The organism is Micromonospora sp. RV43 (assembly GCF_001029515.1).
Lineage (GTDB): Bacteria > Actinomycetota > Actinomycetes > Mycobacteriales > Micromonosporaceae > Micromonospora > Micromonospora aurantiaca.
Genome location: NZ_LEKG01000092.1, coordinates 14959 through 29178, shown reverse-complemented (window position 1 = coordinate 29178; position 14220 = coordinate 14959). Strand labels below are relative to the sequence as shown.

Genomic DNA, 14220 nt, shown 5'->3' with positions numbered 1-14220 from the left:
GGCGTGGTGGGCGGCGGGCCGTCCAGCGTCAGGTTCTTCTGCTGGACGCTCCACTGGCCGCGGCACAGACCGCAGTCCGGGCCGACGAAGTTCGCGCCGGCGCCGACGTCGCCCTTCAGGCGCCACTTGAGGTAGAGCACCGCGACCCGGCCGAACTCGCCGCCGTTGGGCTGGTCGTACGTGCCGCCGTGCCCGACGTTCAGGTTGCCCATGAAGGCGGGCAGCCCGGCCGGCAGCTTGCCCCAGTCGTCCATCGCGTTCGGGTACGCGATGTCGCTCGGCCCGCCGACGAAGTACGCGATCGGCTTGGTCAGTCGCCGCAGCTGGTAGTCGTCGGCGTCGTTGAGCAGGCCGCTGCTGAAGATGCCGGTGGTGGTGACGCGCGGGTCGTTCGAGACCGCGTACGCCTCCAGGCCACCGCAGGAGAACCCGGCCACGGCGATCTTCGTGGTGTCGATCCGGTTGTAGTACCTGCTGCCCGGCCGGGAATTCTCCGCCACGGCCCAGTCGATGGACTGGGTGAGCATCTGGGCGTTCGTGGAGCCGGAGCCGTTCGGTGCGCCGTTGGCGATGGCGAGGAAGCCGTGGGAGGCGATCTCGCGCAGGAAGTTGCCCTGCGACAGGCCGTTCGCCGAGCAGCCGCCGTTGCCCCAGACCAGGACGGGAAGGCGCTCGGACGGGAGCGTCTGGGGCCGGAAGATGGTGTGGTTGGGCAGGCTCGACGAGGTCTCGTAGTCGGCGGGGTAGGGCCCCGAGCCGCCGATCGCGGCACCCGCGGGTGTCGCGCCGAGCGCCACGACCACGGAGGCGAGCGGGACGAGGGCGGCCGCCAGCCCCGCGTAGATCTTCGATCGTCTTCTCATGCGCCCTCCAGGGGACACGTCGTGACGGCGCTCCCTGGATGGTGGTGGTGGCGGTGGGTCGGCCACGTCGGTGTGGCGCCGCCGCGATGCGTCCCCGCGGAGGGACCGGCGGGAGCTTTTGCAGTTACTATCACCGCCGTAACAAAATGTGTCAATACACGTTGGTCGATGCCTGACACCGATTTGGTTGACAACTCAACCTTCCTGCGGCACCGTTGGCATCGATGCGCATCGCTCCTGACGGGGTGGGAAACCGCCGCCCCCTCTTGGCCGCCCACCGTCCCTGGAGGACAGAATGCGCACGTCCACCATGCGAATCGCCGCCGGTCTCGCCGCCGCGGCCCTGACCGTCCCGCTGTTCGCCGCGCCCGCCGCCGCCGAGCCGGCCACGATCCCGAACCCCGACACGGGCCTGGTCTTCTACTCCAGCGATCCGCTCGCCGTGGTCGCCCGGCAGGCCGCGCCGGACGACCTGTGCCGCCCGTTCCCGGCTGACGCCGACTGGCTGCTCGGCTGGAGCGGCGGCTTCCAGAACGTCATCGGCTACCAGTCCGCCGACTGCAGCGGGCACGGGTACGGGCTCGGCCTGTTCCGGGGCTGGACGACGCGCGGCACCTTCGGCTCGTACAAGACGCTCTGACCGACCCCCGCGACGCCGGTCCGCGGTACGCCGCACCGGCCCCGTGAGGCTGACCGGGGGCCGTGGCAGCGCCGGCGTCGCCGGCCGGACGGCTACGGGGCGGCGGCCGCCGAGTCGGCGTCGGCTTCCTGCGAATCGGCGCCGGCGGCCTCCGGGTGGGCGGCGTCGTGCGCGGCCATCTCGTCCTGCCGGGCCGGCTCCTCCCGCAGGATCGCGGCGTGCAGCCACGCGTCCGGGATGGCGAAACCGTCCACCAGCGTGCGCATGTACGGGCGCAGCTCCTTGAGCAGCCCGTTCACCACGCCGGTGATCGCCTTGGACCGGGCCGGGGTGAGCCGGCCGTGCTCCAGCAGCCAGCCCTTGTTCGCCTCGATGACGCTCAGCGCGTACAGGTCGCAGACCCGGGACAGCAGCTCCTTGACCGCCGGGTCGGCTGTCGCGTCGATACCGGCCACGAACGCCTCCAGGGTCACCCGGTCGACGTGCGCGGCGGCGACGGCGAGGACGTGGTCCTGCACGTCGTTGAAGATGTCGAACGGACGGTCCTTCTTGGTGGAGGCGCCACCGCGCAGGCGGCGGACCGCGCTGTCGAGCAGGTGCTCCTCGCGGTCCTCGAACACCTTGAGCTGCCAGCCCCGGTCGGTGACGGCGACCTCGTCGTCCCGGCCCGGCACGGCGCCGACCAGCCGCGCGATGAGCGCCCGCGCGGCGGTGCGTTCCAGCACCATCTCGCGTACCTGCTCGGCGACGAACGAGGCGCGCCCCCAGCCGTCCAGCGAGCCGAACTCGTCCCGGTAGCCGGTCAGCAGCCCCTTGGCGACCAGCTGGAGCAGGACCGTGTTGTCGCCCTCGAACGTGGTGAACACGTCGGTGTCGGCCTTGAGGCTGGGCAGTCGGTTCTCGGACAGGTAGCCGGCGCCGCCGCACGCCTCCCGGCACGCCTGGATGGTGCGTGTGGCGTGCCAGGTCTGCGCCGCCTTGAGCCCGGCGGCACGGGACTCCAGCTCCCGCTGCCGGTGCTCGTCGACCGGCCCGTCGCCGCCCTGGATCTCGTCGAGCGCGGCGACCAGCTCGGTCTGGGCGAAGTGCAGCGCGTACGTGGTGGCCAGCGCGGGCAGCAGCTTGCGCTGGTGGGCCAGGTAGTCGTTGAGCAGCACCTCGCGGTCACCCTCGGCGTCACTGAACTGACGGCGGATGTCGCCGTAGCGCACCGCGATCGCCAGCGCCGCCTTGGTGGCCGCCGACGCGGCGCCGCCCACGCTGACCCGGCCCCGCACCAGCGTGCCGAGCATGGTGAAGAACCGGCGGGAGTCGTTCTCGATCGCGCTGGAGTACGTCCCGTCCTCGGCCACCTGCGCGTACCGGTCCAGCAGCATGTCCCGCGGCACCCGCACGTGGTCGAAGCTGAGCCGCCCGTTGTCGACGCCGAGCAGGCCGGCCTTGGGTCCGGCGTCGCCGATGGTCACGCCGGGCATCGGGTTGCCGTGCTCGTCGCGGATCGGCACCAGCCACGCGTGCACCCCGTGCCGGCGCCCACCGCTGATCAGCTGGGCGAAGACCACGGCCATCCGCCCGTCCCGGGCCGCGTTGCCGATGTAGTCCTTGCGTGCCGCCTCGTGCGGCGTGTGCAGGTCGAAGGTCTGCGTCTGCGGGTCGTACACACAGGTGGTGCGCAGCTGCTGCACGTCCGAGCCGTGGCCGGTCTCGGTCATCGCGAAGCAGCCGAAGATCCGGCCCTCGACGATGTCCCGCAGGTAGGCGTCGTGGTGCCGCTTCGTGCCGAGCGCGGCGACCGCGCCGCCGAACAGGCCCCACTGCACGCCGGCCTTCACCATGAGTGACAGGTCGACCTGCGCCAGCATCTCGGTGGCGACGATCGAGGCGCCCACGTCGGACCGGCCGCCGTACTCGGCCGGGAAGCCCGCGGCGATGCCCAGCTCGACCGGGAGTTCGCCGAGCAGCCGCGTGATCCGCTCGCGCGCCTGGTCGCCGGTCTCGCCGTAGACCGGGAGGAAGCGTTCGTCGAGGTGTTTGCGGTGGGCCTGGCGGACCTCGGCCCACGGTCCGTCGAGCGTCTCCTGAAGGCGGGCGATGTCGATTCGGCCGGACGCGTGATCGAGCATGGTCGCTCCTCGGGGCAGCGGACATATGGGTGCACTCTCGGCCTGATCAACATTACCGGCGGTCACCGTGCCCCGCTGGCGGAGGCCGTGGTGAGCCGTGCCACCCGCCTCGGCCACCCCGGAGGCTGAGGTTAGGCTGTCCTCACTTCGAGCACTGGAGGCAACCCCTCGTGTCCCCGCATCCCGCCGGCGGCGCCGTCACGGCCCGGTACGTGCTGCGTCAGGCGTTGCGCCGCCAGCGACGGCCGGTGCTGATCGGCGTCACGCTGCTCGGCCTGCACCAGGTCGCCGAGGCGCTCGTGCCGGTGGCGATCGGCGTCATCATCGACCGCGCCGTGGTGACCGGTGACCCGTGGGCGCTCGCGTACTCGGTCGCCGGCCTCGCGGCCCTGTTCGCCGTGCTCGCGTTCGCCTACCGCAACGGCGCCCGCCAGGCGTTCGCGGCGGTGGAGCGGGAGGCGCACCTGCTGCGGGTGGAGATCGCCGAGCGCGCGCTCGACCCGCGCGGACACCGTTCCGGCCTGCGCGACGGCGAACTGCTCTCGGTCGCCGCCTCCGACGCCGAACTCTCCGCGCTCGTGGTGCGGGTCGCCGGATTCGGTGTCGCCGCGGTGACCGCGCTGACCGTCGCGGCGACCGCGCTGCTGGTCATCGACATCCCCCTCGGGCTCGGCGTGCTCGTCGGCGTACCGGTGCTGGTCCTCGTGCTGCAACGGATGGCGCCGCTGCTGTCCCGGCGCAGCACCTCCCAGCAAGAGGCCCTCGCGGAGACCACGGCGCTCGCCGTGGACCTCGTCTCCGGCCTGCGCGTGCTGCGCGGCATCGGCGCTCAGCACCACGCCGCCGGCCGGTACGCCGCCGCCAGCCGCAACGCGCTCGCGGTGACGCTGCGCGCCGCCAACACCAAGGGACTGCACCTCGGGCTCACCACCGCCGCCAACGGCCTGTTCCTCGCGGCGGTCGCCGGGGTGGCCGGCTGGCTCGCCCTGCGCGGCCGGCTCACCATCGGCGAGCTGGTCACAGTGGTCGGACTCGCGCAGTTCGTGGCCGAGCCGGTGCAGACCATGGGCTGGTGCGTGCAACTGTTCGCGATGGTCCGCGCCTCCGCCGCCCGGGTGGCGCGCGTGCTCGGCGCCGAGCCGCTGACCCGGCCCGGCGACGCGTCGGCGCCGGCCCACCCGGACGGGCCGCGGCTGGCCCTCGACGACGTCGGGCACGCCGGACTGGACGGGGTGAACCTGCGCGTCGGCCCCGGCGAGGTGGTGGGCGTGCTCGCGTACGACCCGGCCGACGCCGAAGCGCTGGTGGCGCTGCTGTCCGGGCGGGTGTCGCCGGACGCGTGCCGGGGCACCGTGCGTGTCGACGGCGTGCCCGCCGACGACCTGCACGTCGACGCGCTGCGCGGCACCGTGCTCGTCGAGCCGCACGACGTGACGCTCTTCGAGGGCACGGTGGCGGCCAACCTCGCCGCCGGCGCCCCGGCCGACCAGGCGCGGCTGCACGCCGCCGTCCGGGTGGCCGCGGCCCAGGACGTCGTGGACGCACACCCCGGCGGCCTCGACCACCGGCTCGTCGAGCGGGGCGCGAACCTCTCCGGCGGCCAGCGCCAGCGGCTCGGGCTGGCCCGGGCGCTGCACGCCGACCCGCCCGTGCTGGTGCTGCACGATCCCACCACCGCTGTCGACGCCGCCACCGAGGCGCAGCTCGCCGACGGACTGGCCGAAACGCGCCGGGTGGGGCCCCGGGGCACCCTGCTGATCACCAGCAGCCCGGCCCTGCTGCGGATCACCGACCGGGTGGTGGTGATCGCCGACGGCCGGGTGGCCGCCGAGGGACCGCACGAGCACCTGCTGGCCTCCGACGCCCGCTACCGCGAGGAGACACTGCGGTGACCGCTGACCCGCGTACCCCCGGCCGGACGTTGCTGCCTGTCGCGTCCGCCCGGCAGACCTGGACGACGCTCGGCGCCCAGTTCCGCGCCCGGCCCGGCCTCAGCGCCGCCGCGGCGACCGTGCTCGTCGTCGCCGCCGCGGGTGGCCTGGTCGCGCCCTGGGTGCTCGGCCGCCTGGTCGACGACGTCATCGCCGACGCCCCGGTCTCCCGGATCGGCGGCCGGGTGGCGGTGATCGCCGGCGCCGCCGTGTTCACCGGCCTGCTCACGGCGCTCGGCGCCGCGCTCGCGTCCCGGCTCGGCGAGACGGTGCTGGCCCGGCTGCGCGAGCGCGTCCTCGACCGCGCGTTGCACCTGCCGTCCGCGACGCTGGAGCGGGCCGGCACCGGCGACCTGCTGGCCCGCGTCGGCGACGACGTGGCGGTGGTGACGAACGTGATCGCGGTGAGCGGCCCGGCGTTCGTCGGCGCGCTGCTGTCGGTGGTGCTCACCGTGTTCGGGCTGGTCGCGCTGGACTGGCGGCTCGGCCTCGCCGGGCTGGTCGCCGCGCCCGCGTACGCGCTGGCGCTGCGCTGGTACCTGCGGCGCTCCGCGCCCTACTACGCCCGCGAGCGGGTCGCCACCGGCGAGCGGACGCAGGCGATGGCCGGCGCGCTGCGCGGCGCGGCGACGGTGCGCGCGTACCGGACCGAGGACGCGCACGTGGCGGCCATCGCCGAGCGGTCCGGCGTGGCGCGCGACCTGTCGCTGGAGATCTTCAACCTGCACACCCGCTTCGGGCTGCGGATCAACAGGTCGGAGTTCCTCGGCCTGGCCGCTGTGCTCGTGGCCGGGTTCCTCCTGGTCCGCGACGACCTGGTAACCGTCGGCGCGGCGACCACCGCCGCGCTCTACTTCCACCGCCTGTTCAACCCGATCGGCCTGCTGCTGCTGGAGTCCGACTCGGTGCTGCAGGCCGGCGCGAGCCTCGCCCGGCTGGTCGGCGTGGCGAACCTGCCCGACACCGGCCCGGCCACCGCCTCCGGCCCGGCCGCCCCGCCCGCCAGCCCGCGCGGCCCGGCCGCGCTGGACGTCACGGTGCGCCGGCACCACTACGACGACGGGCCGCTGGTGCTCGCCGACGTCGAACTGCGCCTGGCACCGGGGGAGCGGGTCGCGCTGGTCGGCGCCAGCGGCGCCGGCAAGAGCACGCTCGCCGGCATCGCCGCCGGGATCATCGCGCCCACCGACGGATCGGTACGCCTCGACGGCGCGCCGCTGACCGGGACGGGCGAGGCCACGTCCCGGCGCGACGTGGCACTGGTCAGCCAGGAGGTGCACGTCTTCGCCGGGCCGCTCGCCGAGGACCTGCGCCTGGCCGCACCGGACGCGACCGACGCCGAGCTGCTCGACGCGCTGGAACGGGTCGGCGCCACCACCTGGCTGCGTGCCCTGCCCGACGGGCTGGCGACGCCGGTGGGCGAGGGCGGCCACCGGCTCACCGCCGCGCAGGCCCAGCAGGTGGCCCTGGCCCGGCTGGTGCTCACCGCGCCGGCCGTCGCCGTGCTGGACGAGGCGACAGCCGAGGCCGGCAGCGCCGGAGCCCGCGACCTGGACCGGGCGGCCCTCGCGGCCACGCAGGGGCGGACCACGCTGATCGTGGCGCACCGGCTCAGCCAGGCGGTGAGCGCGGACCGGATCGTCGTGCTCGACCACGGCCGGGTCGTGGAGCAGGGCACGCACGAGGAGCTGCTGGCCGCCGACGGCCGGTACGGCCATCTCTGGCGTTCCTGGCGCGTCCCGGTATGATCACCGACCGCTGCACCGCCCAGGCGAGGTGACCATGACCGACCTGCCGACCCGCTTCGTGCTGTTCCCGGGGCGGCACCACCTGCTGACCCGGTTCCAGGCCGACTACCTGCGCCGGCTCGCCGGCGACGAGGCCACAGTGGTCTGGGCGGTGACGTCGGCCAACCACGAGAACACCAGGCGCAACCCCGTCGCGTACCACAGGCGGGAGGCCGCGATCGAGCGGTTCAGCGTGCTCAGCGGGCTGCGCTCGCTGGCCGTGCCGATCTTCGACACCGCGTACACCGACGCGTTCGCCGAGGTCACGCTCAAGAGCATCGCGGTGGCCACCGGGCTCGAACTCACGCCCGCCGACACGGTGGTGGCCTGCTCCACCCCGGAGGTCGCCAAGCTGTACGAGCGGCTCGGCTTCGGGATCGCGCTGGTCGAGGCCGATCCGGACCTGCCCGGGACGCCGGAACGGCCGTGGGACGTGCTGCTGCGCCTGGCCGCCGGCGACGAGAGCTGGCGGACGCTCACCCACCCGGCGACGATCGACGTGTTCGAGCGCTACCGCCTGGTCGAGGCGATCCGGTCGGTGGTGAACGACCCGCTCGTCGGCGACGAGGGCGGCCTCACCGTGACCCGCGACTACCGCACCTACGTGGAGGCGTTCGCCTCGGCCGCCCAACGCAAGTGGGACTCGGTGCGCCGGTACGTGCAGCCCGGCCGCATCGTGGACATCGGCTGCGGCGCGGGCGCCGTCCTGGAGCTGGCCGACCGGGAGGCCGCGCTGCGCGAGAGCGACCTGATCGGTGTGGAGGTGGCCCGCCACCTCTACCAGGAGTGCCTGCACAAGAAGGCGCAGGGCGTGTTCCGTAACGCCAACGTGTACTTCTTCCACCGCAACGTCCTCGGCGGCGCGGTGTTCAAGGACCGGTCGGTGGACACCACGCTCACCTTCGCGCTGACCCACGAGATCTGGTCGTACGGGCGGCAGCGGGAGTCGCTGCTCCAGTTCGCCCGCCGCATCCACGACCACACGGTGCCCGGCGGTGTCTGGATCAACAGCGACGTGTGCGGGCCGGACGAGCCGGACCGGCCGGTGATCCTGCGGCTGACCACCGACGACGGGGACAACCCGGCCTCGCCGCGCCGGGATCTCGCCGACCTGACCTCGGCCGAGGTCCGGCGGTACGTCTCCGGACTGTCGACGCGGGCCCGGCTGGACCAGTTCGCGGTGGACTTCGCGTTCGGCTTCGCGTACGAGCCGCTGGCCGACGGCGCGGTACGTCTCGGCCTGGGCGCGGCGATGGACTACCTGACCCGCAAGGACTACACCGACAACTGGCTGTCGGAGACGAAGGAGCAGTTCTGCGGCCTGGGCTTCGCCGACTGGACGGCGCTGCTCACCGAGGCCGGTTTCGAGATCGGCCCGGCCTCGGCGCCGGTCCGCAACGACTGGGTGATCGACAACCGGATCGCACCGGTCGCGTCCCTCACCGACCTGGACGGCCGGCCGCTGGAGTGGCCGACCACCCACGTCCTCACCGTCGCCCACCGTCCGCGCAACGCCTGACACCACGAGCGCCCGCCGGACCGGCTGGACGGCCGGGCCGGCGGGCGCCGTGGCGTGCTTCAGTGGCTCAGCGCGATCCGTACCGCCAGGACGATCAGGATCAGCCCGGTCAGCCGTTCGATCACCAGCAGCACCGACGGCCGGGTCAGCCAGGGCTGCAACCGGTCGATGAGCAGGATGTAGCAGGCCCACCAGAGCACGGCGAGGCCGATGAACGTGGCGGCCAGCACCGCCGTACGGGCCGCCGCGCCGTCGCCGGGCTTGACGAACTGCGGCACGAACGAGACGTAGAAGACGACCACCTTGACGTTCAGCATCTGGCTGGTGACGCCCATGACGAACGAGCGCCGGGCCACGTGCGGCTCGTCGGCGGCCACCGTCTCCGGCGCGGCGACCGGGCCGGTGTCCGCGTCCGGCCCGGGGCCGCCCGCGCCCACTGTGACCGGCTGCGCGGCCGGGGCCGCCGCCCGTCGTGGCCGGGTGGCCCAGAGGATGGTGCCGCCCAGGTAGACCAGGTACAGCGCACCGGCGACCCGCAGCACCGTGTAGAGCGCCGGTGAGGACACCAGCAGGGCGGACAGGCCGGCGGTGGCGAGCGAGGCGTGCACCAGGGCGGCGGCGAACAGCCCGGCCAGCACGACGAACCCGGCCCGCCGCCCGTACCGCACGGTCTGCCGGGTGACCAGGGCGAAGTCGACGCCCGGCACGATGATGATGAGCAGGCTCGCCGCGACGAAGCTGACGATCTGGATGTCAGACACGCTGCTCCTCCCTCGCCTCGGCGCGGGCCGGGACGGCCTCCTCGATCACGGAGACGCCGCTGTCGCGGCGCGGCCCGTGCCGGCGCCACCGCTCGCGCAGCCGGATCCGGCCGTCCGGCAGCCGCTCGGGCCGCGACTCGCACTCGCCGACCACGATGCTGCCGTCGGTGAGCACCTCCACGTACGCGAAACGCACCACGCCCTGCGCGTCGCAGGTGCCGGCGAGCCGTCCGTGCCGTACCGGGCCGCCGGAGATCTCCGCCCAGACCAGGTCGCCGCGCTGGTGGTAGTGCCCCCGCAGCGGGTCGGCGTCACCGGCGTGGTCGACGGAGACGAAGATCCGGTCGTCGTAGTCGAACGATGTCATCGCGCTCACGCCCATCGGGTGCTCAGGTAGTCGTCGCGGAACCGGCAGACCGTGCGGCCGGCGATCGAGTTGAGGATCATCGCGCTGCGGATCGGCAGGATGCTCAGGTTGGAGTCGACGAGCCCCTGGACGTACCGCCCCCGGTTCAGCACGAAGATCTTGTGGTCGTCGGCGTGCTTCCACCGGATCGAGTAGTCCGACTCGATGACCGGCTCACCGCGCTCGTCCAGGTCGATCAGCGCGGTCAGCTCCGGGTCGAAGGGCAGCGGCGCCTGCCGGCGTCCCGCCGCGACGACGAGGTTCACCGCCCGGTGCCGTTCCTCGCCGCTGCCGGCGGTCAGGCACTCCAGCTCGACCTCCCCGTCGAGCTGCCGGGCGCCGGTCACGGTACGGCTCGGCATGATCGTCACCGGGAACCGGCCGGTGCGCAGCCGCTCCTCGTAGTTGTGCTGGTAGACGCCGCGCAACGTGCCCGGGGAGATGCCGTCGCTGGTCAGGATCTGACCGGAGACGAGCCGTTCCCGCACGTCCCGGGACAGGGTGAGGAACGCCTCCTGGTAGGCGGGCCGGTACAGGTCGTTCGCCGACGGGGAGTCCTCCAGCGGGGCGAACCACGACCGCCGCCCTATCCACCTGATGTCGCGGCACCCGCGGGCGAGCAGCGCCGCGACGCACTCGGCGCTGGTCTGGCCGCTGCCGATCACGATCCACGGCAGGTCCGGCTCGTCCGGCACAGTGGCGAGGCGCTGGTGCAGCTCGTCGGCGACGAACAGGTGCCGGGGGTCGAGGGCGTCCAGGAACTCCGGTACGAAGGGGACGGTCCCGCTGCCGAGCACCAGGTGCCGGGAGCGGGCGACCTCCGCACCGCCGCTGCGGCTGACCAGCGCGCCGTCGAACTCGACCCGGTCGACGCGGGTGCCGTACGTGATGCGCGGCAGCCGGCCCGCCGCCCACACCAGGTACTGCTGGTACTCGATCCGGGGGATGGTGTCGAACCCGGCGCCCAGCAGGGCGTACACCCGGCCGGTGGTGACCAGGTAGTTGAGGAACGACAGCGGGTGGGTCGGGTCGTAGAGCGAGACCAGGTCCTTGACCCAGCCGGTCTGCATGCGGACGCCGCTGTGCAGCATCCCGTCGTGCCAGCCCGGCCGGTCGCGGGCCTCGAACAGCGCGATGTCGTGCGGCGCGAGGGTGTCGTACATCGCCGCGAGGCTCAGGTTCGCCGGCCCGGCGCCGATTCCCACTGTGTGAAAGGTCTGCGTCATCAGTCTGCCTCTGTCTGGCCTTGGGGGACAGGGATCGCGGTTCGGGTGTTCAGCAGGGCGGTGGCGGCGAGCCGGCTGGCGGCCAGGACGGTCTTGGCGGCGCCGCCGCTGCCGCCGGTGAAGGTGTGCACCGCACCGGACACGTGGCGCAGGGCCAGCCCGGCGGGTTCGCTGTAGCAGTCGGTGGCGCTCACCGGCGGGCCGGCCGGTCGCGGGTCCAGGCCGGGCAGCCTCCGTGCCGCCACGGTCAGGACCCGTGCCGCCAGTGCGGCGTCCGGCTCGGGGGACGGCGGGTCGACGTCCCACCTGTCGCTGGGCAGCCCGAGCAGCACCCGCCCCGGACCGGCCGGCCGGCCGTAGAGGCCGCTGGTCTCGTCCACGAAGCACGGCAGCTCGGCGACGCCGGTGACGTGGTGGGCGTACTGGATGTGCTTGGTGCGCAGCGAGGTCGGCAGCCCGGCGGCGCGCAGCAGACGCGGGGTCCAGGCCCCGGCGGCCACGACGACGAGATCGCCGGTGAGGCGGCGGCCGTCGCGCAGCTCGACCACGCGGTCGTCGAGGCGGGCCACCGGTGCCGTCTCGGTCCGGCCGAGGCCACGCAGGACGGTCCGGCGCAGCCGGTCCGGGTCCAGGTAGCCGGCCCGGTCCTCCCAGACCCCCACCGTGCCGTCCGGGAGCCCGGCGAAACCGAACCGGTCGGCGACCTCGGCCCGGGTCAGCACCTCGGCGCCGTCCACGCCGGCCGCCGCCCGGGCGTCGAGCAGGTAGAGCGAACCGGTCCGCCGCCACCCGGCCGCTGTCGCGAGGGACGGATCGGCCAGCAGTTCGGCGAGGCTCGCGGCGGCGAGGGACCGGGCGGCAGGGTCGGGCTCGAAGGCACGCACCAGTCCGCCGGACGCGGCCGTCGCGTCGGCGGGCCGCCCGGCCGCGCCGCCGCCGTGCGGGCCGATCAGGACCGCGTCGGCGCCCGCGTCCCGCAGCCGCCGGGCGAGCAGGACGCCGCTGATGCCCGCGCCGACGACGAGCACGCGCGGCTCACCCATCCGAACCCGCCGGTTCCGCGCCGCCGACGACGCCGAGCAGGCGGGCCGCCCGCTCCGGCGCACCGGGGTACGCGGCCAGCGCCGCCCGTACCGCGGTGGCGGGGTCGAAGTGCTCCAGGCGCAGCGCCTGCTCGCCGCGGGTCAGTTCGGTGTCGGCCAGCACGCCGTCCAGGCCGGCGGTGGTGCCGGCCAGGGTCGCGGCGTACCGGGCGGCGAACGCCTCGTACGCCTCCGGGCGGAAGTCCGACTCGTAGCTGTCCGGCCGGTCCCAGCTCAGGAACGCCCGGACCACAGCCGGGTCCTCGGTGGCCAGGAACTCGTGCGCCCAGATCGCGTGCTCGCGGCTGGTGGAGAACTTGGCGCCGGTGAGCCGGTAGAACTCGTTCACGACCAGCCCGGTCGGCCGGTCGGGCAGCCCGGCGGCCAGGTGCAGGGCCGGGATGAGCAGCGCGTAGTAGAACGCGTTGTCGACCCCGAGGAAGATCCACTGCTCGTCCACGTCCCGCCACGCGTCCAGGTACCCGGCCAGCGTGTCCGCGTCCGGCCGCAGGTGGCGGGCGGGCAGCACCAGGTTGGCCAGGGCCATCTCCGCCCAGACGTCGATGCGCAGGCCGTCGTCCCACTCGATGCCCCAGTCCGTCGGGTACGCCAGCGGCACCTCCGGCAGCCCGCCGTCCAGGTACGACGCGACGAGGCGCCGCAACCGGGGCGGCAGCACCGCGCGGGACCAGAACTCGGCCAGCCGCTCCCGGTGCTCGTCGAGCCGCAGCACCGGGACCGTGCGGGTGACCGGCTCGGGTGCGGCGTCGCAGCAGGTCGACCGCGCGCCGGCCAGGTTCGCGGCGGTGCAGAACCCGCCGCAGCCCTCGCAGGTGCCGCCGTTCGCGCCGGCGCCGCAGGCCGGGCAGCGCCCGGCGACCCGGACGTGGTGCAGGGTCCGCCCGCAGGCCGCGCACGCGCGCAGCGACACCGGGGCGACCTCCACCACCTTCGCCTCCACCAGTTCGGTGAGCAGGCGTGCGACCGCCCGGCGGTAGCCCTCGTCGGCCAGCGGGTCGGCCATGACGTCGTACCGGATGCGCGCGGCGCGCAGCGCGGCGTGGATCGACGACCCGTACCGGGCGACGGTGTCCGCCGGGGTCTCGCCCAGCGCCTCCGCCCGGGCGAGCACGTAGTTTTGGTGCGCGTCCAGCCCGCACTGGGTCACCACCCGCCGGCCGGCGGCACGCAGCGCGCGGGCCGCGACGTCCCCGGCGACGTACGGGCCGCTGAGGTGCCCGAGGTGCAGCGGCCCGTTCGGCGTCGGTGGCGGCGTCACCACCAGCACCACGCCGGAGGAGGTGGCCGCCCCGTCAGTCACGGCCGGCTCCGTCGTCCGCGCCGGCCTGCGCCGCGTCGTCGGGCCGGGGCATCCAGTAGATGCTGAGGATGGTGAGCGGCTGCTCCGGCGAGGGGTTGTGGATGACGTGGCTCTGCTCGGGTTCGAGCAGGATCACGCCACCGGTCGGCACCTCGACCTTCTCGCCGCCCGCCTCGTAGATGGCCGTGCCGCGGGTCACCACGGCGAACTCGACCTCGGGGTGGACGTCCTCGCTGCTGCTGCCACCGGGCGGGATCACGCACCACATGGCGTCGAACGGCAACGGGCCGAGATCGCGGTACTGCGTCCAGCGGCCGATCCGGATGCCGTACTCGTCGGTGAGTTCGGCGGTGTCGCTGACGTACCTTCGCATGTTCGTCCTCCTGGTCGGCGCGCTGCCCGCCGGGCCCGCGCCGGACGGGTCTGAGGTTTGCGGAGAGTGACCGGAAGTGCTGCTTCTGCGACGCTGCACCGATGCCGGGAAGGGCCCGTCTCGTCGACCGTCGATTCGACTCCGGTCGATAGCGTCGGACCCACTGTGGACTTAACCTCGTCTGGCCA

The 14220-nt window shown here is 74.0% G+C and carries 12 protein-coding genes; 4 read left to right on the top strand and 8 right to left on the bottom strand.

Annotation, left to right across the window (positions count from 1 at the left end; translation table 11 throughout):
- Positions 1-863 (bottom strand): alpha/beta hydrolase (locus ABD52_RS21790; RefSeq protein ID WP_047893031.1); only part of this gene is annotated, 863 nt, incomplete at its 3' end.
- Positions 864-1158: 295 nt separating this feature from the next.
- Between ABD52_RS21790 and ABD52_RS21785 the strand changes: the two genes are divergently transcribed.
- Complete coding sequence (locus tag ABD52_RS21785; RefSeq protein WP_013286972.1) at positions 1159-1503, top strand: hypothetical protein; 345 nt, start codon at positions 1159-1161, stop codon at positions 1501-1503.
- Between the two features lie 92 nt (positions 1504-1595).
- On the opposite strand, the gene ABD52_RS21780 is transcribed toward ABD52_RS21785, so the two are convergent.
- A complete protein-coding gene (locus tag ABD52_RS21780) occupies positions 1596-3626 on the bottom strand; it encodes an acyl-CoA dehydrogenase (protein ID WP_047893030.1) in 2031 nt (676 codons plus the stop codon).
- A 170-nt stretch (positions 3627-3796) separates the two neighbouring features.
- Here ABD52_RS21780 and ABD52_RS21775 point away from each other — a divergent pair, with 170 nt between their 5' ends.
- The 3 genes from ABD52_RS21775 to ABD52_RS21765 are packed head-to-tail and all read left to right on the top strand — an operon-like array spanning position 3797 to position 8863.
- Positions 3797-5518 carry an ABC transporter ATP-binding protein gene (locus ABD52_RS21775; RefSeq protein WP_047893029.1) on the top strand — a complete coding sequence of 574 codons (1722 nt, stop codon included), beginning with the start codon at positions 3797-3799 and terminating at the stop codon, positions 5516-5518.
- Positions 5515-7305 carry an ABC transporter ATP-binding protein gene (locus ABD52_RS21770; protein WP_047893028.1) on the top strand — a complete coding sequence of 597 codons (1791 nt, stop codon included), beginning with the start codon at positions 5515-5517 and terminating at the stop codon, positions 7303-7305. The genes ABD52_RS21775 and ABD52_RS21770 overlap by 4 nt, the downstream gene beginning before the upstream one ends.
- A gap of 34 nt (positions 7306-7339) precedes the next feature.
- Complete coding sequence (locus ABD52_RS21765; RefSeq protein ID WP_047893027.1) at positions 7340-8863, top strand: methyltransferase; 1524 nt, start codon at positions 7340-7342, stop codon at positions 8861-8863.
- A 59-nt stretch (positions 8864-8922) separates the two neighbouring features.
- Here ABD52_RS21765 and ABD52_RS21760 read toward each other — a convergent pair whose 3' ends face one another.
- From ABD52_RS21760 to ABD52_RS21735, 6 genes are read right to left on the bottom strand one after another with little or no spacing between them, the layout of a single operon-like run.
- On the bottom strand, positions 8923-9624 hold the full coding sequence (locus tag ABD52_RS21760) for a LysE family translocator (protein ID WP_047893026.1): 702 nt from the start codon (positions 9622-9624) through the stop codon (positions 8923-8925).
- Positions 9617-10006: a hypothetical protein gene (locus tag ABD52_RS21755; protein WP_047893025.1), complete on the bottom strand. Its 390-nt coding sequence runs from the start codon at positions 10004-10006 to the stop codon at positions 9617-9619. The genes ABD52_RS21760 and ABD52_RS21755 overlap by 8 nt, the downstream gene beginning before the upstream one ends.
- A complete protein-coding gene (locus ABD52_RS21750) occupies positions 9997-11256 on the bottom strand; it encodes a lysine N(6)-hydroxylase/L-ornithine N(5)-oxygenase family protein (RefSeq protein WP_030268332.1) in 1260 nt (419 codons plus the stop codon). Before ABD52_RS21750 ends, ABD52_RS21755 begins: the two co-directional genes overlap by 10 nt.
- Positions 11256-12299, bottom strand: coding sequence for an FAD-binding oxidoreductase (locus ABD52_RS21745; RefSeq protein WP_047893033.1), 1044 nt, complete (start codon positions 12297-12299; stop codon positions 11256-11258). The genes ABD52_RS21750 and ABD52_RS21745 overlap by 1 nt, the downstream gene beginning before the upstream one ends.
- On the bottom strand, positions 12292-13659 hold the full coding sequence (locus tag ABD52_RS21740) for a class I tRNA ligase family protein (protein WP_047893024.1): 1368 nt from the start codon (positions 13657-13659) through the stop codon (positions 12292-12294). The genes ABD52_RS21745 and ABD52_RS21740 overlap by 8 nt, the downstream gene beginning before the upstream one ends.
- Entirely contained in the window at positions 13652-14032 is a 381-nt protein-coding gene (locus ABD52_RS21735; protein ID WP_013286951.1) for a cupin domain-containing protein, read from the bottom strand. The genes ABD52_RS21740 and ABD52_RS21735 overlap by 8 nt, the downstream gene beginning before the upstream one ends.
- Positions 14033-14220: the final 188 nt, after the last annotated feature.